We start from the raw sequence: 25247 nt of genomic DNA, 5'->3' as shown, positions 1-25247 counted from the left end.
AGGATGTTTATCTTAGAGGGACTTGTTTAGTAGACGCGTAGTTCTTGAAGCGTAGTTCTTGAAACCTAGTTCTTGAAACCTAGTTCTTGAAACCTATATACAGATAAAGTGCGCTAGTGGGCCGTTGTGTTCTGCGCCTCGAGCATTTCCACAAGCGGTTGAAACTGTTCGCGGTTGTGCTCGTTCATATGCATCAGAATTCGATGGGCCTCTAAAATACGTTCACGCAACCCTTCCTCGTCAGCTGGCTCAGCAGGCAAGTCTTCTAGGGCCGATGTTAGTTTCGACGCTTGCTGCAATGGCGCTTCCATCAGCGTAAAAAAACGAGCAAAGCCCATCACATCCAGCATTTGTCGCACATCTGGATTATCAGCAATGATGGTGGGTGGGCGCTCTAAACGTCCTTTGACCGCCATAGCAACTTTGGCAAGAAAGCCCAGCGCGGTCGAATCAACATTCGTCGCTTCGCGCAGGTCGATCATTACCGCCGTTAGCCCGGGCGTTTCAGCAAGCCGCTGAGCCTGAGAATCAAGCGTAGCACACAACGTCAAACGCACGTCGCCGCATAATTTTAAAACAAAAACACCGGAGTCGAACGCCGCTTTAATGCGGCCTTCTTCAATCAGCATGACCAAATCCGCTCACCATCATGATTGTCAGGTCATCGGGTAAAGCATCGCGGTCCTGGTTCGCCTCGTTGTCCGCATCGCCTTCTATAAGAAGGGAGTTGGTGTTGGCTAACCGGTCGCGCAACTGCTCAAGCGTGACACTTTCGCTTACTAATTGCTCAAGTTCCTTGAGCCGCGTGTCGAGTGTCTTACCCGGCAAGCATTCCAATACACCGTCTGAACACAGCCATAAATGAAAATCGGCCGGTAAAGCACAGCTGAGCGAAGGATACTCTACATCTGGAAAAAGACCTACTGGCATTCCCTCTCCTGCCAGACGCACTAGCTTACCACCAGACACTAGCAATGGCATAGGAAGCTGCGCACCAAGCGAATAGTGAAGCGTTCGTGCCTCGTGGTCAATGACACCAACAAACAAGGTTGCGTGTTTACCAATATCAGTATCCTGCAACTCTCTGTTTAATGCCGCCAGCCAGTTGGGTGCCAGCCGCTCTGGTGATTGACCATCCCACTCGTTAAGCCATCGGTTACATAGATACTTGAGCAGCACGGTAACAAACGCAGAGGACGCCCCATGCCCAGACACATCAGCAAAATAGAACGCGCTGTAGCGGTCGTTATAGCGCTGATAATCAAGAAAATCTCCCGACAAATACAGCGAAGGTGCAAACCAGTAATCGTAGTACACACCGTTGATGATTTTAGGATGAATCGGCAATAAACGGCGCTGAATATGACCACCGCTCTGTTGATCCATACGCAGCAAGGCTAGATGCGTTTCCAGGCTTTCATTTAATTCAGCTAGACGCTCTCGGTCTCGATCTCGCTCCTGAGCCAATGTGTGGAGCTCAATGGCTTTGCGAATCATCCGGCGCAACAATTCCGCGTGGCGCAGCGGGTGAACAATATAGTCAACTAAACCAACATCAACTGCCTTGATTAGGTCCGCGTCCTGGCGAGAATCACTGACAACTAAGGTAGGCAAACGATGTGTTAACTGCGACCACTGCTGGCGCGGTACTGCCCTTGCATGAGCAACGATAAGCGCTGTATCGGCAGGCAAATTGTCAATATTATCTGCTGCAAATACCCATAGGCCATCGCACGTAATCGCTTCTGCTAGCGCATCTCGCTCCTGCCCCGGCTCATCGATCACCGCGATCAACTGCTTGGAATGATCCATATTAAGCCTCAATCGGCGAAATCGTCGTCACCAAAATCGGTATCGTCGAATTCAAAATCGTCCATGGCAAATGGGTCGTCCCCAAGCTCACCATCACTAATTTCAAACTGACGGCGTTGTAAGAAGGCATCACGAACAAAGCGGTAACGGTCGCCGCTTATCAATTCTTCTTGATCAAGTAGCCCTGCGCGAATATGAATAATATCCAGCGCCGTTAAACCAGCCCTCAGCGTATGGTCATCCATATAGGTAAGAGGATGAGCTGCAATATCAAAAGGCAGTCCCGTGGTATCCCTAAGTGTTCTAGGACCGAGCAACGGGAGCACTAAATAGCGCGAATCATCCCACCCCCACACCGCCAGCGTTTGACCAAAATCTTCCTTATCGGCATTGATTTCCATCAACGTCGCGTAATCCAACAACCCACCTATACCCACCGTCGAGTTGATTAAGAAGCGCGACGTCGCAAGCCCCGCATTGGCGGGCTTGCCTTGGAGTAAACTGTTTAACGCGGTACGCACGTCGCTGAGGTTAGAGAAAAAGTTACCTACCCCAGTTTGTACGGGGTCAGGGGTAACCGTCTGGTAACCTTTAGCTATTGGCTTTAACGTGTAACGGTCGAGCACGTCATTAAAAGCAAACACGCGACGGTTAAACCCTTCCCAGGGATCTTCAGGGTGGGCTTGTTCGCCAACATTAGTCCCTGAACTGGCACACCCACTCATGCTTAATACGGCTAGCAGCAAGACAGGCAATCCCTTGTAGCGCCAGCTAAACGCGCTTTTGTGTTTTGCTAACAACCCAAGCATGGTAGCTCCTCTTTCAACATGTGTGGCGTGCGGCTCGTCGCATTTCACGCCTAAAAACAATTAATAAAAGGCACTGTTATTGACGACGTATAACAACACTACCGGCGCTATAGCCCGCGCCAAATGAACAAATCACACCAATATCGCCACTTTCTAACTGTTCACGATGCAGGTGAAAGGCAATTATCGATCCTGCCGAACTGGTATTAGCATAACGATCAAGAATAATAGGCGCTTGCGCTTTACTAGGTTCCACACCTAGCACTTTCCGTGCGATAAGATCATTCATATGCTGATTAGCCTGATGCAGCCACATACGTTTCAAATCGCTTCCAGAAAGTTCTAAAGAGGCTAAATGGCTCGAAATCAGTTGAGCCACCATGGGACAAACTTCTCGGAAGACCCGTCGTCCTTCTTGTACAAATAATTTATCCAGCGCCAGCGGGTCACTGTCGGTAACGCGATTAAGGAAGCCTGCGTTATTACGAATCGCATTTGAGAACTTCGTTACTAGACGCGTACCTAATATTTCAAATTGCTCATCTGCCACCGCACAGTCACTGCTTTCCAGTACCATTGCTGTACAAGCATCGCCAAAAATAAAGTGACTATCGCGATCTGTAAAGTTTAGGTGTGCCGAACATATTTCTGGATTTACGATGAGTGCTCGCTTCACGCTACCGGATGCAATCGCATTGGCTGCTGTTTCAAGTGCAAACGTTGCGGAGCTACAGGCCACGTTCATATCGAAACCGTAACCGCTGGTGCCTAACGCTTGTTGAACTTCGACGGCTACGGCTGGATAGGCACGCTCTAGGTTTGAACACGCCACGATGACAAGCTCAATATCAGCAGCATCGACGTTAGCTGCTGCCAATGCTTGCTGTGCTGCCTGGGTCGCCATACCACACTGAATAGAAGGTTCATCATTGCTACGCTGTGGCAATTTAGGCCGCATCCGCGCCGGGTCAAGAATACCCGAGGCATCCAGCACATAACGACTTTTAATGCCGGATGCCTTTTCAATAAACTCGCTACTTGAGTGTGACAACGGCGCTCGTTCACCACGTGAGATTGCATCAGCATGCCGAGCATTTTGGCTGTCTACCCACGCGTTAAATGCTTTCACCAACGACGCGTTATCAATGGCGTGTTCCGGCGTGTAAAGTCCTGTACCGGTAATCACCACATGTGTCATGCCTTTCTCCTTTTAGCGGCTTGATGAGAGTCGCTGGCTGTCAATCGATGCTGTCATCTTGGTGCATAGGCTTAACTACGTGAGCCTATTATCGTATTACGACAAGCGTTAAACGCTAATAAGCTCTTCCCAACGCTTTTCTAGGCGTTTCACAGAGACAGGCATTTTAGTACCCAACTGTTGGGCAAACAGAGACACTCGGAGCTCCTGAATCCACCAACCAAATGCCACCAACTCTGGGTCTTCTGCGTCGCCTCTGCGTTCGCTTTTTCGGCGCGCGTCGAAACGTGTTTCTAATGCTTGGACATCGTGCATCAGCATTTGGTCGCGCCCTCGCTCTCGCGCGGCTTTCTCCAGCCGGATTAGTGCAGCCTCTGTATAACGAGGATACTCCGTTAACCACTCACCTGCATCGCGAATAAAACCGGGGTAAACCAATCGCTTCATCTGCGCGCTGACATCGCTGTATACAAGCGCCAATGCAAAATTGAGCTTCCCTTTTAAAATTTTGGTCACTGCCAAGTGCCCCTTCAGCGCCGCCTCAACATGAGTTAACAGTGTTTGGGCATGCGCTAACAAGCTTCCTTCAGAAGTTTGCAAGCGCTCCTTAAGGGCTTGCTCAGAGCGTGGTAGAGGATGCGTAGCCACTACTTGAGTAAACACCGCCAACAAAAGATCATCAACCAACTCATTTTTGTTCCCTACCTTCGCAAACAACAATGCGCATTTTTCCACGTCCGGCAAACGCTTAATAGCTTTCACCTGATCCGGCTGTTGTGAGATCGCCAAACGGGCCACACCCATTTGATGAGCTGCCGCTGCCTTGGCGGGATGGTCGAAAAGTGCCACTTTGAAGCGTGAATCTTCTGCCACCAGCGCCGGATAAGCTTCAACACGGATACCCGCCTGGGTCGTCACCCGCGACTCAGGGAGCGGCTCACTAGGCAGACTTTCAAGCGCCGGGGCCTGATTAGCCTGTTCTGCTAATGCCTGGGCCCCCATACTGGCGGCTTCTTCAAAGCGTCTTTCAAGGGCGCGAACGTCGCGCCCCTGGCCCAGCGTTTTGCCAGCGTGATCCACAACCCGTACGTTCATGATTAAATGTGGCGCTAGCAAGTCAAGCCGCCAGTCGTCAGGGTGAACCCGCACGCCCGTTCGCCGCCGAATAAACTCGCCAAGCGCCTCAGTCAGTGGGCGCTTATCAGGCACGAGCATTTCCAGCGCTGCATCGACCCAGTCGGGAATAGGAACCACCTGGCGGCGAATGCTTTTCGGCAGCGATTTAAGTAGCGCAATACACTTTTCGCGCAGTAAACCCGGCACTACCCACTCAAGGGCATGCACGGGCAACTGAGGCAACATAGCAGCAGGAACGGTTAGCGTGACGCCATCATCTTCTGCATCAGGATCAAAGTGATAGCTGACCGGATAAGCAACCCCTGCCAACGTTAGGTGGTCAGGGTACTGCGCCTGAGTAACGTCGTTGGCATCCCGCGCTTTAAGTGCCTCAATATCGAATTTTAGTAAGTCAGGAGACTCACGTTCCACCTGTTTACGCCAGTGCTCAAATCCTTTGCCATTAACGACATCGTGTGGGAGTCGTTCATCATAAAAAGCAAACAACGTCTCTTCATCGACCAGAATATCGCGCCGACGTGCACGATCCTCGAGTGCCTCAACTTCTTCAATCAGCGCTCGGTTATGGGCAAAAAACGCACCCTTAGTCTGAAATTCGCCTTCCACTAACGCACGACGAATAAACAGCTCCCGGGACTCTTGTGGAGCAATAGGGCCATAATGCACGCGGCGACGGGCAACGATCGGCAGACCAAACAGCGTTACTTGCTCGAACGCGACTACCTGGGCACGTTTCATTTCCCAGTGAGGCTCACTGTAGCTGCTTTTTATCAAGTGCTGCGCTTGAGGCTCAATCCACTGGGGATCAATTTTCGCCACAGTACGGGCAAACAATTTAGTGGTTTCAATCAGCTCAAACGCCATTACCCACTTCGGCGTTTTTTTCGCCAGCCCTGAGCCGGGGTGAATCATAAACTTACGATTCCGCGCACCGAGATATTCACGATTTTCCAGCAGTGTTCCCAGGTTAGAAAGCAGCCCAGATAACAGTGCTTGGTGCAGTTTTCCTGACGTTTTACGACGCGCTTGCTTGGCCTGCTCTTCACTTTCGTCTTCATCTCTGGGCAGCGGTGCGGGCACGTCGATGTCCATATCGCGCAGCAGCTGACGCAATTGACGGAACGTGTCATGCCATTCGCGCATGCGCAGATAGTTAATATAGTGCTCGCGACACCAGCGACGTAGTTGGTTGCCTGAGAGAGCCTCGCGGGCATTTTCGATGCCATGCCATAAGTTTAGCAACGCAACAAAATCAGAATCGGGATCATGCCAGCGCTGGTGCGCTTGATCCGCCGCTTGGCGTTTGTCAGCAGGTCGGTCTCTAGGATCTTGTATCGCCAAAGCCGATACCACAATCAACACATCCCGCAGGCTGCCTCGTTCGGCACCTGCCAGCACCATGCGCGCTAGGCGTGGGTCGATGGGTAGCTTAGCTAGCTTGCGGCCCAGCGGGGTCAGGCGCTGCTGGTCGTCTACCGCTCCCAGTTCAAACAGCAAACGAAAGCCATCTTTTACGAATCGGCCATCGGGCGGGTCAACAAAAGGAAATGCTTCAATACTGCCAAGTTTCAGCGCCAGCATGGAAAGGATGACTGATGCTAAATTGGTGCGCTGAATTTCTGGGTCGGTAAACGCTGGCCGCGACAGGAAATCCTCTTCATCATAAAGACGAATGCATACCCCTTCCGCCACACGTCCACAGCGGCCTTTACGCTGATTGGCACTGGCCTGGCTAATCGGCTCAATCGGTAGTCGCTGTATTTTCGCCCGATAGCTGTAGCGGCTGATACGCACCAAGCCAGGATCAATAACGTAGCGAATTCCCGGTACCGTGAGCGAGGTTTCAGCAACGTTAGTAGCCAGCACAATTCGCCGCCCTTTGTGGGCAGCAAAGACACGATTTTGCTCTTCGTTGGAAAGCCGAGCATAGAGTGGCAATATTTCGGTGCCGGTTAAGTCAGCTCGTCGCAGCGTATCGGCTGTCTCACGAATCTCCCGCTCCCCGGGTAAAAACACCAGCACGTCGCGTGGACCATGCAGCCAGCCCTTCTCACGCTCGATGGTTTCGATTTCGCGCACTGCATGTAAAATGCCTTCTTGCAGTGTCCGGTCATCCTCATCCTCTTCACTGCGCGCTAACGGGCGATAATGAACATCGACAGGAAAGGTGCGGCCAGACACCTCCACCACCGGCGCAGTCGTCTTAGCACTGCCAAAGTGGGCAGCGAAGCGATTCACATCAATGGTGGCTGAAGTAATGATAATTTTTAGATCAGGTCGTTTCGGCAACAGGCGCTTTAAATAGCCCAGCAAAAAGTCGATATTAAGGCTGCGCTCATGAGCTTCATCGATAATTAGCGTGTCATAACGTAGTAGCAATGGGTCGTGCTGCGTTTCTGCCAGCAGGATACCGTCAGTCATCAGCTTTACGAGCGTATTCGGCGAGCTTTGATCATTAAAGCGTACTTGGTACCCCACCTGCTCACCTAGCTGTACGCTCATCTCTTCCGCTAACCGCCCGGCAACGCTACGCGCTGCCAATCGACGCGGTTGGGTATGCCCAATCATCCCCTTGCGTCCACGGCCAAGCTCCAGACAGATCTTAGGCAGTTGGGTGGTTTTTCCCGATCCTGTCTCCCCCGCCACGACCACTACCTGATGGTCGCGGATCGCCTTTAAGATATCCTCTCGCCGCTCCACAACGGGCAACTCGGCAGGATACTCTAGCGTCACCTTCAGTGCTTCGCGGTTGGCAAGCAGGCGTTTAGCTTTTTCAAGATCGCGCTGAACTTGCTGTACACCGTGGTCAATCGGCTTACTGTCTCGTTGACGCCGCTTAAGGCCTGCCACACGACGTGCTAGCTGCTGTGCATCACGCAGCATAACGTGCCTTATCTCCTCATCTAATACGGTGAGTGGAGAAGCGTTCTGGGCGTCAGCATGGGAAGTTTGCGTGTCGGTGGTCACGTTAGGCTCGGTTTCCATCTCAGAATAAAATCGGCCCACTGCATGAGTGGGCCGACTATTGTAACGCCTTCGATAACAGGACGCCTAACAGCCACCTGATAGCAAACTCGTTAAGCGCTTAAGCGTTGCTTGTTTCCTGATCGCGGAGCTGACGACGCAGCACCTTACCAACGTTGGTTTTGGGAAGCTCATCACGGAACTCTACGTACTTCGGAACTTTGTATCCGGTTAGTTCTTTTTTACACCACTTGCGCAGCGTCTCAGCGTCTAACTCACTGTTTTTAGAAACAACGAATAGCTTGATCGCTTCACCCGCATCTTCATCCGGCACGCCAACGGCCGCCGACTCCAACACATCTGGATGCGCTGCCACCACATCTTCTATTTCATTTGGATAGACATTAAAGCCAGATACTAAAATCATATCTTTTTTACGATCAACGATTTTGATATAGCCATCGTCTTGCAATATGGCGATATCACCCGTGTGAAACCAGCCATTTTCATCAATGGAATTACGTGTTTCATCTTCGCGCTGCCAGTACCCTTTCATCACTTGAGGCCCCTGCACGCAAAGTTCACCAGGCTCCCCCATGGGAACATCATTACCATCTGCATCTATCACTTTCACAGCGGTACCAGCCACTGGCTTTCCAATGGTGCCAAGCTGTATAGCGTTAGTGGGGTTAAAGCTAACAATGGGCGATGTTTCCGTCAGCCCGTAGCCTTCCGCAATTGGACAACCTGTCGTTTCTTCCCAGCGTTTAGCAGCGGCTTTGGTAAGCGCCATACCGCCCGAAATGGTCAGCTTTAACTTTGAAAAATCGAGCTGTTTAAAGTCATCTCGGTTACACAGCGCATTAAACAGCGTGTTCAGACCAATAAAACCTGTAAATGGCAACCCCTTAAGCTCTTTCACAAAGCTCGGTAAATCGCGAGGATTGGTAATCAATAGCGAGTGGTTGCCTGTTTCCATCAGGAACAAACAGTTAACGGTAAACGTATAGATGTGATAGACCGGCAATGGCGCGACTACTAGCTCTTCGCCATCAGTCAAATGCTCACCGATAGCGGCACGCGCCTGGAGCATATTGGCCACTAGATTCTGGTGAGTCAGCATCGCACCTTTAGGCATACCGGTGGTGCCTCCGGTGTATTGTAGTGCAGCCACATCATCCATGGTGCGTTGCACCTCGGTATGATGTAACGAAGCGCCTTTTTTCAGTGCATCGCGCAAACCTACAGCGTTTGGTAGCGAGTAGGCAGGCACCATCTTTTTAACGTGCTTAACAACGGCGTTAATTAACCAACGCTTCGGCACATCGTGCAGATCGGCAAGCTGGGTGACTAAGACGTGTTGGATATCCGTTTTATCCAGCACTTTCTCAAGTTTGTCAGCCATATTGGCCAAAATCACAATGGCCTTGGCATTTGAGTCTTTAAACTGGTGAGCCATCTCCCGCTCGGTGTAAAGCGGATTGGTATTAACGACCACGAGCCCTGCTCTTAATGCACCAAACACCGCCACAGGAAACTGCAGCACGTTAGGCAGCTGAATGGCTATTCGATCTCCAGGAACCAAATCAGTTTCATGCTGCAACCAAGCTGCAAAATTGGCCGACAGACGATCAAGGTCGGCAAACGTGAGGGTTTTACCCATACAGCTAAATGCTGGCTTGTGGGCAAAACGTTTAACCGCTGAATGAAAGACATCCGTGACTGAGTTGTACTGATCCAAGCCTTCAAGCGCTGGGCCACGAAGTACGTGGGCATTGGCGTGTTCGCTCATGGGCAATCTCCGCTATCCGTGTCGATATTTGACCGACCTTGTTATTGTTGCGTGACTAACTAGCAAGCCTAAAAAAGCCAACCATATACGACAGGCAGCACGCTGTAAAACGATCGATTGAAACTGGCGTTTCAACTTTAGCTTAAAACATCCCCCCTTCGCTGTCGCTCATACTTGTTGTCACACTATTTACTATGACCGTAACTCGCTTTAATTTCTCCCTCGCGCCATACCAATAATTCGCCAGGAACCATTCGCTGCCACGCTTCATTTTGGGTAAGTGGTTCGGTGGCAATTACAGAGACAATATCGTTAGGCGTCGTATGTTCGATAAAATTAACCGTCAACTCTGCATCGGACAGCTCCGCCTCACCAAAGGGCGCGCGTCGTGTGATATGAGCCAGTTTGGTCGAACAGTAGCTGTATAAGTAAACACCGTCAGATAACAGTAGGTTAAAAACACCTAATCCGCGCAACTCTTCACATAACCCATGCAGACGCTCCCACAATGAGTCAGGAGATGCGGGCGGCGTGGGAAAGCAACGACGTAGTTCGCCCATTAGCCAGCAGAAAGCGTGTTCACTGTCTGTATTACCTACCGGGGTGTACGTACCTAATGGCAGTTGCCGCCAATCACTCAACTGGCCATTGTGGGCGTAGCACCAGGGCCGCCCCCACATTTCACGGGTAAATGGGTGCGTATTTGCCAGCCGTACGCCGCCTACATTCGCTTGGCGAATATGGCTAATCACCACATTGGACTTGATAGGATATTCACAGATTAAACGGGCTATGGGGGAGTTAACCGAGGGATGGGGGTCACGAAATTCACGGTACCCCCCCTCCTCGTAAAATGCGATGCCCCACCCATCGCGGTGAGGGCCAGTGCCCCCACCGCGGTTTAAAAAGCCGGAAAAACTGAAACAAATATCGGTAGGAACATTGGCGCTCATGCCTAGTAACTCACACATCGGCTAGCTCCATCATCGCGCCTAGTACTCGCATTAGTTAATCACTGGTTCTCGGCGTCGGGTTGGCTGAGGATCTTCTTCCTGGGGCTGATGCTGAGACGCATCGTCATAAGGTTCCGGCCTACGCCACCACCAAAGGGCAATGCCAACACATGCACCTAAAGCAATGCCTAAAATCAACCACAGCAAACCACCACGTAGTGCACTGGTGCTATGCTCAAGAAAAGCAACCGCAGACACCATGGCAGCCGGTGCCCAGCCGGTATAAAACTCACCCTCTTCTATCAACGGTAACCGATACCCTGCCGGTATCCACATCGCACCGGCCACACACCAGGTGATCACCAAACGCGGTAGGCGAGGCAAAAATGTTAGCGCAAAGTAGACAGCGATCAGCACGATCAGTGAAAGAACGTAATAACTTAACCACAGCAGTGACATTGAGTCTTCAAACAGCATAATACCCCTCATGTGGGTGGAGACACCCGACGTTGATTTCCCGTTATGGTACCTATCAATTTATGAAAGCACAGCCTGGTAAGCACGAAGGCTCGCCTGTTACACGTTATTATCGCGCTAATTCTCCAGAATGGCACTGGTTAGAAGAGCGTGATGCGCCTGACGTATCGCTTTTTTTAGAAGCCGCAAACCATCAGCATGATGAGTGGTTTGCTCCTTTACGGCCGCTTGCCGAAACACTTTATCAGAGCCACTTAGCGCGTCGTGAATTGGCAATAACCAGCCTTAAGACAGCGCTTGACCACTTTACGTTCTGGAGCAATACCGCCGCCGAGGATGATTACCCTTGCTGGTGGCGCCACCCTAACGACCAACCCAATGCTCATGAGTGTTTTCTTGACGTACGTGAGCGTGCCGCCGATCAGTCTTTTTATGACATGGGTGACATGGCACTTTCCCCAAATGAGCAGTGGCTTGCCTGGACAGAAGACACTCAGGGCGACGAGCGATTCACTCTATGGTTAAAAGCACTACCCAATGGAAAACCACAGCAGTTACTGAGCGATATTGGCGCTAGCGTATGCTGGGCAGAGGATGAAACAACCAACGGCGCAACGCTGCTATTTACACGCTTTGATGACACTCAGCGCCCGGACTCCATCTGGCGTGTATGGATACCGTTTTCAACGCCAGAGCGCCTTGCTGAACCAACCTTAGTAATGCGTGAGAACGATCCGGAGTTCTGGATTGGGATTGGCAAAACGCGCTCGAAAGCATGGCTTTTGATTGAAAGCGGTTCGAAAGATACAACAGAGATTCATGTCGTGCCGGCAGATCAGCCCCATACCTCCCCAGTGTGCCTACATGCCCGCCAGGCAGGGGTTGAAGTGAGCATTGATCATCGCCCTGGTACGTTTTATCGCTTACAAAATCTCGCAGGCCCGCATTTTCAGCTCGACTTCACACGCGCTGATCAACACAGTAACCCTGCTCCCGAGTGGAAGTCACTGATAGCTCACCGTGAAGACACTACCCTAGAAGGGATCGATGCGTTTGAATGGGGGCTAATCATTGCCGAGCGCAGCCATCGTGATGCCCAGGTTATGTTACGCCGCTTAGTGCTAGATAAAGATCACAACCTCACACTAGATAAGCATATAGAACTACCTGAAACGCCCTGCTCGCAGTTACTAGAAGATTCGCCACACTTCGATGCCAATATCGTGCACCTCCGTGAAGAGTCGTTCACTCGCCCTCCCAGCTGGTATGCGCTAAACCTTGATAGCGGTGAACGTACGTTGCTAAAGCAAGTCCCCGTTTACGGCCAACTGCTGCCTGATCAACTAGTCAGCCAGCGCATATGGGCAACCAGCGCTGACGGCGAAAGCGTGCCAGTATCCATTGTCATGCGCGCCGACTTAGCTGGCCAACTACTGCCCACGCTGCTGTATGGTTACGGCGCCTATGGTGAAGCGCTTGACCCCTGGTTCTCAATTGCTCGGCTCGAACTACTGGAGCGTGGCGCAGCATTTGCAGTCGCCCACGTACGCGGCGGCGGTGAGCGAGGCGAACCATGGTATCTAAATGGCAAAATGGCTCATAAAGAGAATAGCTTTAACGACTTCTTAGCTGCCCGAGAGGCGCTAGTAAACGAGGGGCTTAGCCAGCCAGAACGGATCGTGGCTTGCGGGGCAAGCGCAGGCGGTTTGCTAGTCGGCACCTGCGTCAATCGTAAACCTGAGGCATTTTGCGCAGCGGTATTGGAGGTGCCGTTTCTGGATGTGCTCCGTACCATGCAGAACCCAGATTTACCGCTTACCACCGCCGAATATAGTGAGTGGGGCAATCCTGAAGACCCCGAAGTCGCCGAGCGTATCGCTGGCTACTCACCTATCGACAACATACGCGCCCAGCACTACCCAGCGCTATGGATAGAGGGCAACTGGTTTGATACTCGTGTTAGTTACTGGGAGCCTGCCAAATTTTATGCCCGCGTTACCGAGGCACAGCAAGGCAATGCTCCTGTACTGCTTCACACCGACATGACCAGCGGCCACGGCGGCGCGTCAGGCAGGTTCAAAGCTTGGCGAGATACGGCTCGGCAAGACGCGTTTATTTTGTGGTCACTTGGGTTAGCCCCCATGAACAGAACAAAGCAACCGCAATAACGGCCCATCAAGAAACAGCATAAGATCTGCAAATAGCATTCAAGCAGCGCCCAGGCGCTGCTTTTTTGTGAAAGAATTAATTTATGGAAATGCTTTCCATAAATTAATTTTTACGCCATACTAGCCATAAGTTTTATAGACAAACATCTTAATTGAAGAATCAGGAGTGCATCATGAACTACCAGGAAAAGTTTCCAACGATTTGGGATACTCCATTAAAAACAACCGCACCTTCCCATCAATCTGCCACGCGAGAAGCTATAGCAAAGCGACAGCCCTCTCCCCTTAAAGAGGCGTTTTTAACCATTTGGGATAGCACAAAAAGCAAAACCGCCAGCTAACGTTATTACCGTTAGCCAGCGGTTAGTGAGCATGCCAGGGAGGGCGACTGTTAGGTTTAGGACATCGGCAATACAGCGATAATATGCTCTTCCAAAAGGCGCTCGGGCACGTCATCTTGGGAAACCGCAAAGCTTCTTACGCTTACGCCCTTCCGGTGAACGCGCTCAGCATCGTTACTCAGCAGCGGATGCCATCCTGCTAGCTTGCGCCCTTCAGCAACACGCCGATAGCCACATGTGTGCGGCAGCCAGGTAAACTCTTTGACGAGCTCAGGCGTCAGTTGTGTACAGTCGGGTACGCTATCGAAGCGATTTTCATAGTCACTGCACTGGCAACTGTGAATATCCAGCAACCGACAGGCAACGTTAAGCACCGCTAATTCTTGTGTTTCATCGTCGTGGAGCTTCAACAAGCAACACTGGCCGCAACCATCGCATAACGCCTCCCACTCTTGGGGCGTTAACTCTTCTAGCGAGTATCTTTCCCAGAAGCGCTCACGCATGGCCGCCACCATCATTGATTCCCTTTACTTTCAACATGTCTGAATAACTCCCACTCTCCGCAGCACTACCGCTGCTGGTTAGCGTGGCACGACACTCTTGCCATAACACTGCGAAGTCGGCCGCTAAGCATGGATAGTCTTCGTAAAGCCAAGGCACTAACTCTGCTAAGCGGTTCGGCCCCGATAGCCGCTGACCAATGCCTGCTACTGCACGGCAGGTAAAGTCAAAATCAGCGTAACGGTGCAGCCAGTCATGCTTAATCATCAACGGCATCATGGTAGACAACCGTTGCGGCGCAGGCCAAGCCTGTAACAACTGATAGCAGCGCTCGATTAACTGGTGCTGCTGCTCTCCCGCCTGCTGACGAGCAAGAAAATGATCCCACACAATATCTAACGCGATACCGACATAACGCCGCTGAGCATGTGGCGCGCGCCGCTTTGCTTCTAAAACGTTTGGGTGCCGATCAATCCAGGCATCCACGCGGCGATGATGACGTATGCCGCTAGCAACATCTGGCGACCAAGCCGTTAAGTCTTGCCCCTTCACGCCGTCAGCAATCAGATTTCCGTACAGAAACTCATCACTACCAGGATGGGCAAGCCAAGCATGGGCAAGAAAGTTCATGGAAAAACGCTCATGGCAGAACGTTCATGACAAGAAGCTCATAACGCTCATTCGCGGTTAGCCGCCTGAGCGCGGTGAACATCCAGCAAATAGGCTTCTTTCGCAGGCGGCATTTGCAGGTAAAAGCCTTGCTCTTGGATTGCATCCATCACATCAGCAGCGTTCACTCGAGCCAGCTTTTTATCGGCAGTCAGTATCATTGTCAGCACCGGCACTGGCTTACCGAAGGTATCCATCAATGCGTCGGGCACGGATGACAACCCTTTCTGTTTGTCTATGTAGAGATACATCTCGTCTTTGCGTGAGCTTTTTAAAATCTCACAAAGCAGTTTCTCGCTCATTACGATAACTCCTCAAGCGCTTGATGAATTTCTTGAGTTAAATAGGCATCACGCCAGCCGCCAGGAGTGGTTAATGGCTGGTTTGCAAGCCGCTGCATCACAAGCGCCTCAATATCTCGCCGCCGCAGCAACATCTCGGGCGCTATTTGCAGCTCAGCAGCCTTCTCAGTCACTACTTTTTTAAGTGCTTTAAAGCGCCGCTTAAACACAGGATGCATCGGGTCTGGCCAGCGCGCCAGCAAATCACCTTCGGGGCAATGCTGAGCCCGTTTCACCAGCGACAGCAGCGTATCGCCTTCTTTTTTAACCAGGGGCGGCTTAACCCCTTCAATTTCTGCTAGCTCATAACGATTTTTAGGCATTTTTTCAGCCACCGCGAACAGCAACTTATCGCTAACCAACCAATTACGCGGCAAATCCCGACGGCGGGTTTCGCCTTCCCGCCAAATGGTCATTAAGCGGTAGGCTTCAAGCTGGCGAGGATCAAGGCGCCATAACTGCCGCTGGCGCGTATACCATTGGCCATCGCTTTCTACGCTGCGGCCTGCCTGCTCGATAAGACTGGCACACTCATCGTTAAGCCATTCGCGCCGCCCCATTTGCTCAAGCTTCTCCGCTTGAAGCCCCCAAACCTTCAGCAAATAGATAACATCTAACGCCGCATATTCGCACTGGGAGGGCGTTAAGGGGCGCTCTAACCAGTTGGAACGCGTCTCCTCTTTAGGCAGCGTTTCCCCCATCCAGTGCTCTACCAATTTTTGATAGCCCATGCCGGGAGTTTCCCCCAAAAAAGCCTGAGCGACTTGCGTATCTATAAGCGGTACTGGCAATACGCCGGCCCAGTGTTGGAAAACCTCGAGGTCTTCGCTGCAGGCATGCAGTAATTTGATGGCACTATTCTGCAACAAATCACGAAAAGCAGCGGTGCAAGGCGTGCTCAACGGGTCCACTAAATACGCCATGTCACCGGTGGTGAACTGAATAAGCGCTGGCACCGGAAAAAACGTGTTTTCACGGAAAAACTCAGTATCCAGGGCAATTACACTGGCACCGGCGACTTGCTCGCATGCAGCATCTAAGGCGTCGGCACTATCAATCCATTGATACAACGAGGGGGCTAAAGAGGACAAAGCAAACTTCCGGGTTGGCACAATCGCAAAAGCGCTTGCGTTTTTATAAGGGTCAATCGCTGGCGAAAGGCTGGCGACCATTAAAGGCGCGGCTTAGCGTACCACCGTCTACATACTCAAGCTCCCCTCCCATGGGCACACCGTAGGCGAGCCGCGAAAAAGAGACACCGTAGTGAGCAAGCTGGGCAGCAATGAAGTGCGCTGTCGCTTCGCCTTCTACGGTGGGATTGGTGGCAAGCACTACTTCGCGAATATTGCCCTCTGCGACGCGGCTTTCCAATAGATCCAATCCAATAGCATCTGGGCCAATGCCGTCCAGCGGAGAAAGGTGACCATGCAATACAAAATAACGCCCTTGAAAGCCACCCGCCTCTTCAATAGCAAGCTGATCAGCAGGCGACTCAACTACACACAGCAGCGCATCATCACGACGGGGGCTCTCGCACAGCGCGCAGATATCCGCTTCGGTCAACGTACGGCAGCGCTGACAATAACCGACTTCTTCAATGGCTTGCTGAATCACCGCTGCTAACCGCTGCCCTCCCGGGCGCTCGCGTTCTAATAGGTGCATGGCCATGCGTTGAGCCGTTTTTGGCCCAACGCCCGGCAACACGCGAAAAGCGTCCATCAGTTGCTCAACAAGCGGGGAGAAGCGCATGTTTAGAACGGCATCTTAAAGCCGGGCGGCAAGTTCAAGCCTGCCGTCGCTTCTTCCATTTTCGCCTTGGAGTTTGCTTCCACTTTTCGAACAGCATCATTCACGGCAGCGGCGAGCAAATCTTCCAGCAGCTCTTTGTCTTCTTCAAGAACGCTGGGATCAATAGTGACATTGGTAACATCGTGGCGGCCGTTCATGGTGATTTTCACCATACCGGCGCCCGCTTCGCCATGGACTTCCGCTTTAGCAGCTTCTTCTTGAATCTGCTGCATCTTTTCCTGCATCTCTTGGGCTTGCTTCATTATGTTGCCCATTCCACCTTTAAACATGCGGTTATCTCCTGAAGGAATAAAAAATAAGCATCGTGAGTCAATCGTCAGCGGCTAAGAACGCTTGTCAGACGCGGGTTTAACGGTTGACTCAATGAGAGTAGCCCCAAATGCCTGCTGTAGCTTCTGTATATTGGGGTCGCGGTGTAATAGATCAACAGCCAACGAGTGACGCTCTTTCTGCTGACGCTCTTCCTGCTGGCGGGGAGTTTCAAGATCAGGCGCTAAGTCAGCCACCGTAAACTCGATACGCCGAGGCAGCCCATAACTACTTAGCGCGCGCTCAATACGGCCATTGTGAACATCGGCCTGCATAGCGGATTGCCCAGGGTCAAGCCGCAGCACCACCGTGTGGCCATCATCGCTTTCAAGCTGACAGTGCGCTGCCAAATTACGGGTAAGGCCGCCTAACCCAAGGGCACTGAAGCATGCCAGCCACCCAGCATGGTCTAGACGATCGTCAGCAGCCTGGCTGCTAGCAGCATTGGCAGGCACCTCACTGGAAACTGGCTCTGGCTCTGGCTCTGGCTCTGGCTCTGGCTCTGGCTCTGGCTCTGGCTCTGGCTCTGGCTCTGGCTCTGGCTCTGGCTCTGGCTCTGGCTCTGGCTCTGGCTCTGGCTCTGGCTCTGGCTCTGGCTCTGGCTCTGGCTCTGGCTCTGGCTCTGGCTCTGAAGAAAGCATGGCGGCACTCTCCACCTCGTCAAGCGACCAGGGTGGCGCTTGCTCTGATGAAACAGCGCCAGGTGCGCTTAACTCTTCAGTTGCACCCGTGGCAGCACTCGCCTGCACCGCGGCTGAGTCAGGCATTTTTACCTGATTGCTCGGCAGCGCAGGCTCAGGCTTTTTTGCTGTTGGCTCATGAGAGACAGGCTCATGCGACACCGTTTCTTGGGAAACAGTGTCACTGGAAGGTTCGCGGCGCAACGGAAGCGGCGTGGCAGCAGGCTTTGGCACACCCTGGGGGCGAAACGCCAGCATACGCAGCAGCGTCATTTCCAGCGCACTGCGCAGATCAGGTGCGTGCACCATGTCGCCACGCCCCTGAATGCCGATCTGGTAATAGAGTTGAATATCCTCGGCAGTAAAGCGGCTCGCCAGCTGTTGAATAAGCGCTCGATCACCGTGGCTATTATCAACGGCATCAGGCACCATCTGCGCCACGGCCAAGCGATGCAGAACCGCACTTAATTCATCCAAAACTGCTGCAAAATCAGGCCCCTGCTCCGACAACTGAGCAACCTCGGCTAGCAGTCGTTGAACATCCACCTCAGCCAGTGCTTCTACCAGCGCCAACACATGGCGATGATCCAAGGTACCCAGCATGGCAGCGACATCCGCATGGCGAATCGCACCCTGGCCAAAGGCAATAGCTTGGTCGGTCAGGCTCATTGCATCGCGCATAGAACCTTCCGCGGCCTTACCTAACAGCCACAAAGCGCTCTCATCATACTCAACCCCTTCCTCTCCCAGCACATAGGTTAGGTGCTCTACCACCCGTTCAGGTGGCATATGCTTGAGCGTGAACTGCAGACAGCGAGATAGGACAGTGGCAGGCAACTTTTGCGGATCTGTAGTGGCTAACAGAAACTTCACATGGGGTGGCGGCTCTTCCAGCGTTTTAAGAAGCGCATTAAAACTACTGGTCGATAGCATGTGCACCTCGTCAATCAGGTACACCTTATAGCGCCCTTGCGTTGGCGCATACTGCACGTTATCGAGCAGCTCACGGGTATCTTCAACCTTTGTCCGCGAAGCAGCATCGACCTCGATCAAGTCAACGAACCGACCCTCATCAATCGCGCGACAGCTGTCGCACTCACCGCAAGGTGTAGAGGTAATACCTTCATTGCCACGGCCATTTGCGGTGCAGTTGAGGCATTTAGCCAGGATACGCGCGAGGGTGGTCTTGCCCACACCTCGGGTACCCGTAAATAGGTAGGCATGGTGAAGACGGCCTTGGTCGAGTGCATTGACCAAGGCGCGCTGAACATGGGCCTGGCCCACGAGCTCGTGGAATGTACGCGGCCGCCATTTGCGGGCCAGAACCTGATAGCTCATTGAGCATTACTTCCTTTGGCGGGCTAACTGTCGATGCGAAAAGGACACCATTCTAGCGGCTGCGCGGCAGCCCGCCAACCGCTCAACCCAATGGACCTGTAGCCCACGGAGCCAAGCGGCGTAGGGCATTAAACGTTAAGCGTTGTTGTCACTTTCAGCTGCGCCAGCACGCTGGGCAGCTTCTTTGATCAGCTTTTCGAGTTCACCACTTTGATGCATCTCGATCACGATATCGCAGCCGCCAACTAATTCACCTTCCACCCAAAGCTGCGGAAAGGTCGGCCAGTTAGCAATTTTTGGCAGCTCAGCGCGAATATCTGGATTATCCAGCACGTTAACAAAGGCAAAACGCTCACCGCAGCCCATTAGCGCCTGCACTGTTTGTGCAGAAAAGCCACACTGTGGCAACTGAGGTGTACCTTTCATGTAGATAAGAATGGGGTTTTCACTAATTTGGCGCTGAATATTTTCGGCAGTCGTGCTCATGATGTGCTCCTAAAACAAGTGATGTTATCTCGCCAGTTTACGCAATTCGTTAACTAGCTTTAACCCTTAAAGCCGAAGATTACCTTTTGTTGCTGTGCAACCTAATACTTGAGCAAACTACTCGGCCTTACCGTATGGGACGTCATTCTACGCATGCCGAGCGCGTTGCGCATCCCCCGCCGCATCGCTAGGATAGTGTTTTTGCGCGGAGAGATATCATCATGGCGACACGCCATTTCTTAACCTTGCTGGATTTAACCCCAGATGAGCTGGCGTACCTGATTCAGCGTGCGATTAAGATCAAAACCGAGCTCAAGGCTAACGGCCCCACTTATACGCCGCTGCCTAACCGCACGTTAGCGATGATTTTTGAAAAGTCATCTACTCGCACCCGTGTGTCGTTTGAAACCGGCATGGCGCAGTTCGGCGGTCACGCACTCTTTCTCTCTCCCCGTGACACCCAGCTAGGGCGTGGAGAGCCTATTGAAGACACCGCCCGCGTCCTGTCCGAAATGGTTGACGCGGTTATGATTCGCACCTTTTCACACGCGGGCCTAGAAGCTTATGCCAGCGCCAGCAGCGTGCCTGTAATTAACGCGTTGAGTGACGATTATCATCCTTGCCAATTGCTAGCAGACGTGATGACTTGGACCGAGCTGCGTGGCAGTGTAGAAGGACGCACGGCTGTTTGGGTAGGTGATGGCAACAACATGTGCCACTCCTGGATTAACGCCGCCCGTCAGTTTGGTTTCAAACTGCGTGTTTGCTGCCCTAAAGGTTATGAACCTCGCGCGGACATTTTGGAAGCCGCTAGGGACTGCGTTACGTTGCTTCACGACCCTCATGAGGCTGCCAAAGACGCCGATTTGATCACTACGGATGTGTGGGCATCCATGGGACAGGAAGAAGAACAGGCTAAGCGCGAAGCAGACTTTACAGGCTTCCAGGTCACCGAGGCGATGCTTGATAGCGCTCAACCTGATGTACTTTTCCTACACTGCCTGCCTGCACACCGCGGCGAAGAGATCAGCGCCACCTTATTGGACGATCCACGCGCTGTCGTGTGGCAAGAAGCGGGAAATCGCCTACATGCACAAAAGGCACTAATCGAGTTTTTACTGCTTGGCAAAATTACCAACAAGTAGCGCATAGGTGCGTGTTTTTTTGCACGAGCTTTATAAGCACAGGCTGCTAATCACGCGAATGACCAACAGTACGCACGCTCAATTGAAAATCATAAGCATAAAAAACGCCCCGTTACTGGTAACGGGGCGTTTTTTTGGATTCTATAATTCGGTAAAATGGTGGAGCCTAGCGGGATCGAACCGCTGACCTCAACACTGCCAGTGTTGCGCTCTCCCAGCTGAGCTAAGGCCCCACATAATTTTACATACTGCTTTTCCAAACCACTCATTGAGCAGCGGCAAGATACTACGCCAGTAATTTGCTTAGCGTCAAGCTAATGATGAACAACTATCAACTAAATTCTCCTTTGGTTAGAGCTGTGGCACTCTATGTCATGCAACGCGGCTTTCGCCCACCACTACGATGATTTTATGCAGGAGCCTGCACCTTGATCAAAGTTTTAATCGCCGATGATCATCACCTAGTGAGAACCAGTATTGCTCACCTGCTAAACGAAGAGTGCGATATTAAAGTCGTAGGCGAAGTTGACGATGGCGAAAGCGCAGTAGCTCAATGCCGCCGCCTGAAACCTGACATTGTCGTGATGGATATTCGCATGCCGGGCATCGGTGGACTCGAAGCTACCCGCCGCATCCAGAGAACAATGGAAGACGTCAAAGTACTCATATTAACCGCTCACATGGAAGATAGTGCGTTACGGCTCATGCTGGAAGCGGGCGCGATTGGCTTTCTTAGTAAAGGGGCTGACATTACCGAAATGACCGATGCTATCCGTCAAGTCTTTCACGGAAAGCGCTATGTCAGTAAAGAAATCGCCCAGCGGCTGGCTCTTTCCCATTTTACTGACGAAGACAATCCATTTAGACACCTGTCGCATCGTGAGCTACAAATCGCCCTTATGATTGTAAACTGTCAGCGCGTCCAGGATATTTCAGACCGCTTACACCTCAGCCCCAAAACAGTGAACACCTATCGCTATCGGTTATTTGACAAACTAGAGGTTGCTACCGATGTAGAGCTTACCCACTTGGCCCTACGCCACGGTTTAGTTGAGGGCTTTGACGCCATGCTGGGATAGACCTACCATCGCAACTTCCGTTGCCTAGAAGCGCCGATATCCTGCTATGACTTTTGATGCCAAGCAATTTTTAAGCTCTGTCAGTGCCTCGCCCGGCGTCTATAGAATGCTGGACGAGCACAGCAACACTCTCTATGTCGGCAAAGCCAAGCGCCTGAAAGCTCGACTTGCTAGCTATTTTCGTGGCCAGCTTAATACCAAAACCCAGGCGATGGTGGCGCGAATTGCAGATATCCAAATTACCGTCACCCGTAGCGAAACAGAGGCCCTGCTGCTAGAGCAGACGCTCATAAAAGAACTGCGTCCACCCTATAACATTCTGCTAAGAGACGATAAGTCTTACCCTTTCGTATTTGTGACCGATCGGCATGCTTACCCTGCGCTTGAGTACAAACGTGCGCGACAGCGTCGAGGAGATGGCCGTTATTTAGGTCCTTATCCAAGCAGCGGGGCGGTGAAAGAAAGTCTAGCGCTGATGCAGAAAATTTTTCGCATACGTAATTGTGAAGATAGCGTGTTTGCCCACCGCTCTCGACCGTGCCTGCAATACCAAATTCAGCGCTGTAGCGCGCCTTGTGTTGACTTCATTTCGGAAGCAGATTACCGACGCGATGTTGAGCATGCGGTGATGTGCCTTGAAGGTAAAAGCGAGCACGTTACCCAGCTTCTTAGCGAAGAGATGGAAACGGCTAGCCGCGCTTTGAATTTTGAAGAAGCAGCAAGGTTACGTGACCAAATACAGCAACTACGCCAATTACAGCAACGCCAGTTTGTCGATAATGAAAGTGGTGATGCCGATGTCTTTGCGCTGGCCCAACGCCCTGGGGCGCTCGGAGTATCAATACTTAGCGTTCGCGATGGCCGCTTACTAGGCGCTCGCCATCACACGCCTAAAAACGACCTCGACCTGCCCCCGGACATGCTACTAACAGAGGTTGTCAGCCAGTACTATTTTGGCCAGCCTCATAATGTACCAAGTGAAGTAATTACCAGCCATCCACTTGCAGATAGCGCACTGATTGCCGACGCACTTTCACAGCAAGCGGGTAAACGCGTTCGCGTCACCAGCCAAGTTCGGGGGCATCGCGCACAGTGGCAGCATCTGGCTATGACGAATGCCGAGCAACAGCTTGCCTCGCAACTGGCTAACAAAACCCAGCTTATTCAGCGATTTGAAGCCCTTCAGAAAGCCCTCTCATTGGACAAAATACCCGAGCGCCTTGAGTGCTTTGACATTAGCCACAGCCATGGGGAAGCGACCGTTGCTTCTTGCGTGGTATTTGACCACCAAGGCCCACGCAAGAGCGATTACCGCCACTTCCGCATAGAAGGCGTCGCCGCAGGCGATGACTATGCAGCCATGCAACAAGCACTAACACGGCGCCTTAAACGAGTAAAAAGTGGCGAGGCAGTGGCGCCTGATATTTTGATTGTCGATGGCGGTAAAGGTCAGCTAAACATGGCTCGCGGCGTATTAACCGAACTCGCTGTTACCGATATTATTTTGCTCGGCGTTGCTAAAGGCACCACCCGTAAAGCAGGCCTAGAAACGCTCTTTCTAGAAACTACTGACAACCCATTACCCCTTGACCCCGCTTCACCAGCATTGCATTTAATTCAGCATATACGCGATGAATCTCACCGTTTTGCGATTGCTGGCCACCGAGCCCAACGTGACAAAGCACGGCGCACCTCTACGCTTCAAGACATTCCCGGCATAGGCCCTAAAAGACGGCGCGAACTATTACGCTTCTTCGGCGGCTTGCAGGGGGTTCAGAAGGCTAGTCGCGATGAGCTGGCACGCGTACCTGGCATTAATGCATCGCTCGCTGAGACGATTTACCAATCTCTAAATGGATAAACCTAACTGTTAACATGGATGCTAAGCACCAAGGGGGATAGAATGTCCCCCACTACACTCCGTCTTCCATGATTCTCCGGCAAGGATCGCGCCCTGCGATGAATATACCCAACATACTTACTCTGGCAAGAATCGTTTTTATTCCACTGCTGGTAGTGCTTTTTTACCTACCTTTCAGCTGGAGCATGCCAGTCGCTGCAGGCTTATTTGCACTAGCATCCATCACCGACTGGCTAGATGGATACTTAGCCCGCCGCTGGAATCAATCAACGCCGTTTGGCGCGTTTCTCGATCCTGTGGCTGATAAGTTGATGGTCGCAGTTGCACTGGCGCTACTCATTGAGCGCTTTGACACACTGGTATTAACACTGCCCGCGCTGGTCATTATCGGCCGCGAAATCGTCATTTCGGCGCTGCGTGAGTGGATGGCCGAAATGGGCAAGCGAGGCATGGTTGCGGTTTCCTGGATCGGTAAGCTTAAAACAACACTGCAGATGGTTGCCTTGCTCATACTCCTGGCCTTCCCACCAGGCCATGAATTTGCACTAATTGGAGTCGTTGTTCTTTATGCTGCAGCCATTCTTACGCTGTGGTCAATGGCGCAATACCTCAAAGCAGCTTGGCCTCACTTGAGCCGCTCCATGTGACCGACTCTCTAGACGACTGAACCTTCAAACAAATTCATTAATTGACAAGCTCGTAGCGATGCGTATAATTCGCCCTCGAGTCGAGCGGGAATAGCTCAGTGGTAGAGCATCGCCTTGCCAAGGCGAGGGTCGGGAGTTCGAATCTCCTTTCCCGCTCCAACTTGGACAGCGTGGTTAAGCAAGTGAGGGTCGTGAGCTGGAACGCCAGTCCGATCGAATCTACTTTCCCGCTCCAACGACTTGTAAGGCTGGATGGCAGAGTGGTTATGCAGCGGACTGCAACTCCGTGTACGCCGGTTCGATTCCGACTCCAGCCTCCATTTAAGTGTGGCGATGAATAGCAATATTCCTACGATGCACTGCCCGGATGGCGAAATTGGTAGACGCAAGAGACTTAAAATCTCTCGGAGGTAACTCCGTGCCGGTTCAAGTCCGGCTCCGGGCACCATATTTAATTAGCACCCCCCTTTTGAGCAGTAAAAGCTGCTTGCATTGCTTCAAGAGCACTAGAGAAGCGTTTTTTACGCTTCTTAAATGGCTCTTCAATTTTTTGATTACCCCTCTTTTTTGCCCCTCCTGTTTTATCCAATCGCTAAATAGCTTGCCCTCTCTTAAATATTGCATTAGAGCGTTTAGCCGCTATCTATATGCGCTGAAAGCAATTTTTCACATACCCTCATCGCCAAGCGACAGCAGTCACGCTATGATGCCTTCCTCTGCTGTTTACAGCG

22 protein-coding genes and 4 tRNA genes are annotated in these 25247 nt (G+C 51.9%); 9 read left to right on the top strand and 17 right to left on the bottom strand.

Annotated features, from left to right (window positions below):
* Positions 1–113 precede the first annotated feature (113 nt).
* The 8 genes from B6A39_RS06210 to B6A39_RS06175 all read right to left on the bottom strand — a co-directional run bounded on the left by B6A39_RS06210 (position 114) and on the right by B6A39_RS06175 (position 11142).
* Positions 114–629: an STAS domain-containing protein gene (locus B6A39_RS06210; protein ID WP_083002619.1), complete on the bottom strand. Its 516-nt coding sequence runs from the start codon at positions 627–629 to the stop codon at positions 114–116.
* Entirely contained in the window at positions 619–1812 is a 1194-nt protein-coding gene (locus B6A39_RS06205; RefSeq protein ID WP_083002616.1) for a PP2C family protein-serine/threonine phosphatase, read from the bottom strand. The genes B6A39_RS06210 and B6A39_RS06205 overlap by 11 nt, the downstream gene beginning before the upstream one ends.
* An 8-nt stretch (positions 1813–1820) precedes the next feature.
* Positions 1821–2621: an MlaA family lipoprotein gene (locus B6A39_RS06200; protein WP_083002613.1), complete on the bottom strand. Its 801-nt coding sequence runs from the start codon at positions 2619–2621 to the stop codon at positions 1821–1823.
* A gap of 76 nt (positions 2622–2697) precedes the next feature.
* Positions 2698–3819, bottom strand: a complete 1122-nt coding sequence (locus B6A39_RS06195; RefSeq protein WP_083002609.1) for a beta-ketoacyl-ACP synthase III — start codon at positions 3817–3819, stop codon at positions 2698–2700.
* A gap of 108 nt (positions 3820–3927) precedes the next feature.
* Positions 3928–7941: an ATP-dependent RNA helicase HrpA gene (hrpA, locus tag B6A39_RS06190; protein WP_083007865.1), complete on the bottom strand. Its 4014-nt coding sequence runs from the start codon at positions 7939–7941 to the stop codon at positions 3928–3930.
* A gap of 100 nt (positions 7942–8041) precedes the next feature.
* Positions 8042–9712, bottom strand: coding sequence for an AMP-binding protein (locus B6A39_RS06185; RefSeq protein WP_083002606.1), 1671 nt, complete (start codon positions 9710–9712; stop codon positions 8042–8044).
* A gap of 185 nt (positions 9713–9897) precedes the next feature.
* Positions 9898–10683, bottom strand: coding sequence for a class II glutamine amidotransferase (locus B6A39_RS06180; protein WP_083002603.1), 786 nt, complete (start codon positions 10681–10683; stop codon positions 9898–9900).
* Positions 10684–10716: 33 nt separating this feature from the next.
* Positions 10717–11142 (bottom strand): hypothetical protein, encoded by a 426-nt coding sequence (locus B6A39_RS06175; protein ID WP_083002600.1) that lies wholly within the window; start codon positions 11140–11142, stop codon positions 10717–10719.
* Positions 11143–11204: 62 nt separating this feature from the next.
* Here B6A39_RS06175 and B6A39_RS06170 point away from each other — a divergent pair, with 62 nt between their 5' ends.
* Both B6A39_RS06170 and B6A39_RS18970 read left to right on the top strand, forming a co-directional pair.
* Positions 11205–13310: a S9 family peptidase gene (locus B6A39_RS06170; RefSeq protein WP_083007864.1), complete on the top strand. Its 2106-nt coding sequence runs from the start codon at positions 11205–11207 to the stop codon at positions 13308–13310.
* A gap of 173 nt (positions 13311–13483) precedes the next feature.
* Entirely contained in the window at positions 13484–13651 is a 168-nt protein-coding gene (locus B6A39_RS18970) for a hypothetical protein (protein ID WP_198036761.1), read from the top strand.
* Between the two features lie 56 nt (positions 13652–13707).
* On the opposite strand, the gene B6A39_RS06165 is transcribed toward B6A39_RS18970, so the two are convergent.
* The 8 genes from B6A39_RS06165 to grxD all read right to left on the bottom strand — a co-directional run bounded on the left by B6A39_RS06165 (position 13708) and on the right by grxD (position 19784).
* Complete coding sequence (locus tag B6A39_RS06165) at positions 13708–14166, bottom strand: YcgN family cysteine cluster protein (RefSeq protein ID WP_038482916.1); 459 nt, start codon at positions 14164–14166, stop codon at positions 13708–13710.
* The gene (locus B6A39_RS06160; RefSeq protein WP_232318754.1) at positions 14147–14782 is read right to left on the bottom strand and encodes an acyl carrier protein phosphodiesterase; all 636 of its coding nucleotides are present in this window, start codon (positions 14780–14782) and stop codon (positions 14147–14149) included. The genes B6A39_RS06165 and B6A39_RS06160 overlap by 20 nt, the downstream gene beginning before the upstream one ends.
* 47 nt (positions 14783–14829) lie before the next feature.
* The gene (locus tag B6A39_RS06155; protein ID WP_038482913.1) at positions 14830–15123 is read right to left on the bottom strand and encodes a YcgL domain-containing protein; all 294 of its coding nucleotides are present in this window, start codon (positions 15121–15123) and stop codon (positions 14830–14832) included.
* Positions 15123–16253, bottom strand: coding sequence for a ribonuclease D (gene rnd, locus B6A39_RS06150; protein ID WP_083007863.1), 1131 nt, complete (start codon positions 16251–16253; stop codon positions 15123–15125). The genes B6A39_RS06155 and rnd overlap by 1 nt, the downstream gene beginning before the upstream one ends.
* A gap of 52 nt (positions 16254–16305) precedes the next feature.
* Positions 16306–16911 (bottom strand): recombination mediator RecR, encoded by a 606-nt coding sequence (gene recR, locus B6A39_RS06145; RefSeq protein WP_083002596.1) that lies wholly within the window; start codon positions 16909–16911, stop codon positions 16306–16308.
* 2 nt (positions 16912–16913) lie between these two features.
* Positions 16914–17240 carry a YbaB/EbfC family nucleoid-associated protein gene (locus B6A39_RS06140; RefSeq protein WP_038482905.1) on the bottom strand — a complete coding sequence of 109 codons (327 nt, stop codon included), beginning with the start codon at positions 17238–17240 and terminating at the stop codon, positions 16914–16916.
* 54 nt (positions 17241–17294) lie between these two features.
* Positions 17295–19298, bottom strand: a complete 2004-nt coding sequence (dnaX, locus tag B6A39_RS06135; protein ID WP_083002593.1) for a DNA polymerase III subunit gamma/tau — start codon at positions 19296–19298, stop codon at positions 17295–17297.
* A 135-nt stretch (positions 19299–19433) separates the two neighbouring features.
* The gene (gene grxD / locus B6A39_RS06130) at positions 19434–19784 is read right to left on the bottom strand and encodes a Grx4 family monothiol glutaredoxin (RefSeq protein ID WP_038482899.1); all 351 of its coding nucleotides are present in this window, start codon (positions 19782–19784) and stop codon (positions 19434–19436) included.
* Between the two features lie 221 nt (positions 19785–20005).
* Between grxD and argF the strand changes: the two genes are divergently transcribed.
* Positions 20006–20929: an ornithine carbamoyltransferase gene (gene argF, locus B6A39_RS06125; RefSeq protein WP_083002590.1), complete on the top strand. Its 924-nt coding sequence runs from the start codon at positions 20006–20008 to the stop codon at positions 20927–20929.
* Between the two features lie 157 nt (positions 20930–21086).
* On the opposite strand, the gene B6A39_RS06120 is transcribed toward argF, so the two are convergent.
* Positions 21087–21162 (bottom strand) — tRNA-Ala (locus B6A39_RS06120).
* A 195-nt stretch (positions 21163–21357) separates the two neighbouring features.
* Here B6A39_RS06120 and uvrY point away from each other — a divergent pair.
* From uvrY to B6A39_RS06090, 6 genes are all read left to right on the top strand, one after another.
* A complete protein-coding gene (uvrY, locus tag B6A39_RS06115; RefSeq protein WP_083002587.1) occupies positions 21358–22008 on the top strand; it encodes a UvrY/SirA/GacA family response regulator transcription factor in 651 nt (216 codons plus the stop codon).
* A gap of 46 nt (positions 22009–22054) precedes the next feature.
* Positions 22055–23869: an excinuclease ABC subunit UvrC gene (gene uvrC / locus B6A39_RS06110; protein ID WP_083002583.1), complete on the top strand. Its 1815-nt coding sequence runs from the start codon at positions 22055–22057 to the stop codon at positions 23867–23869.
* A 98-nt stretch (positions 23870–23967) separates the two neighbouring features.
* Positions 23968–24516 (top strand): CDP-diacylglycerol--glycerol-3-phosphate 3-phosphatidyltransferase, encoded by a 549-nt coding sequence (gene pgsA / locus B6A39_RS06105; protein ID WP_083002578.1) that lies wholly within the window; start codon positions 23968–23970, stop codon positions 24514–24516.
* Between the two features lie 84 nt (positions 24517–24600).
* A tRNA-Gly gene (locus B6A39_RS06100) sits at positions 24601–24675 on the top strand.
* Positions 24676–24762: 87 nt separating this feature from the next.
* Positions 24763–24836 (top strand) — tRNA-Cys (locus B6A39_RS06095).
* Positions 24837–24877: 41 nt separating this feature from the next.
* Positions 24878–24964: transfer RNA gene (locus B6A39_RS06090), tRNA-Leu, on the top strand.
* The last annotated feature ends 283 nt before the right edge of the window (positions 24965–25247 follow it).

This window comes from Halomonas sp. GT, from assembly GCF_002082565.1.
Classification (GTDB): domain Bacteria; phylum Pseudomonadota; class Gammaproteobacteria; order Pseudomonadales; family Halomonadaceae; genus Vreelandella.
Note: the sequence above shows the minus strand (reverse complement) of the source record. Positions and strands in the feature narration are given on the sequence as shown.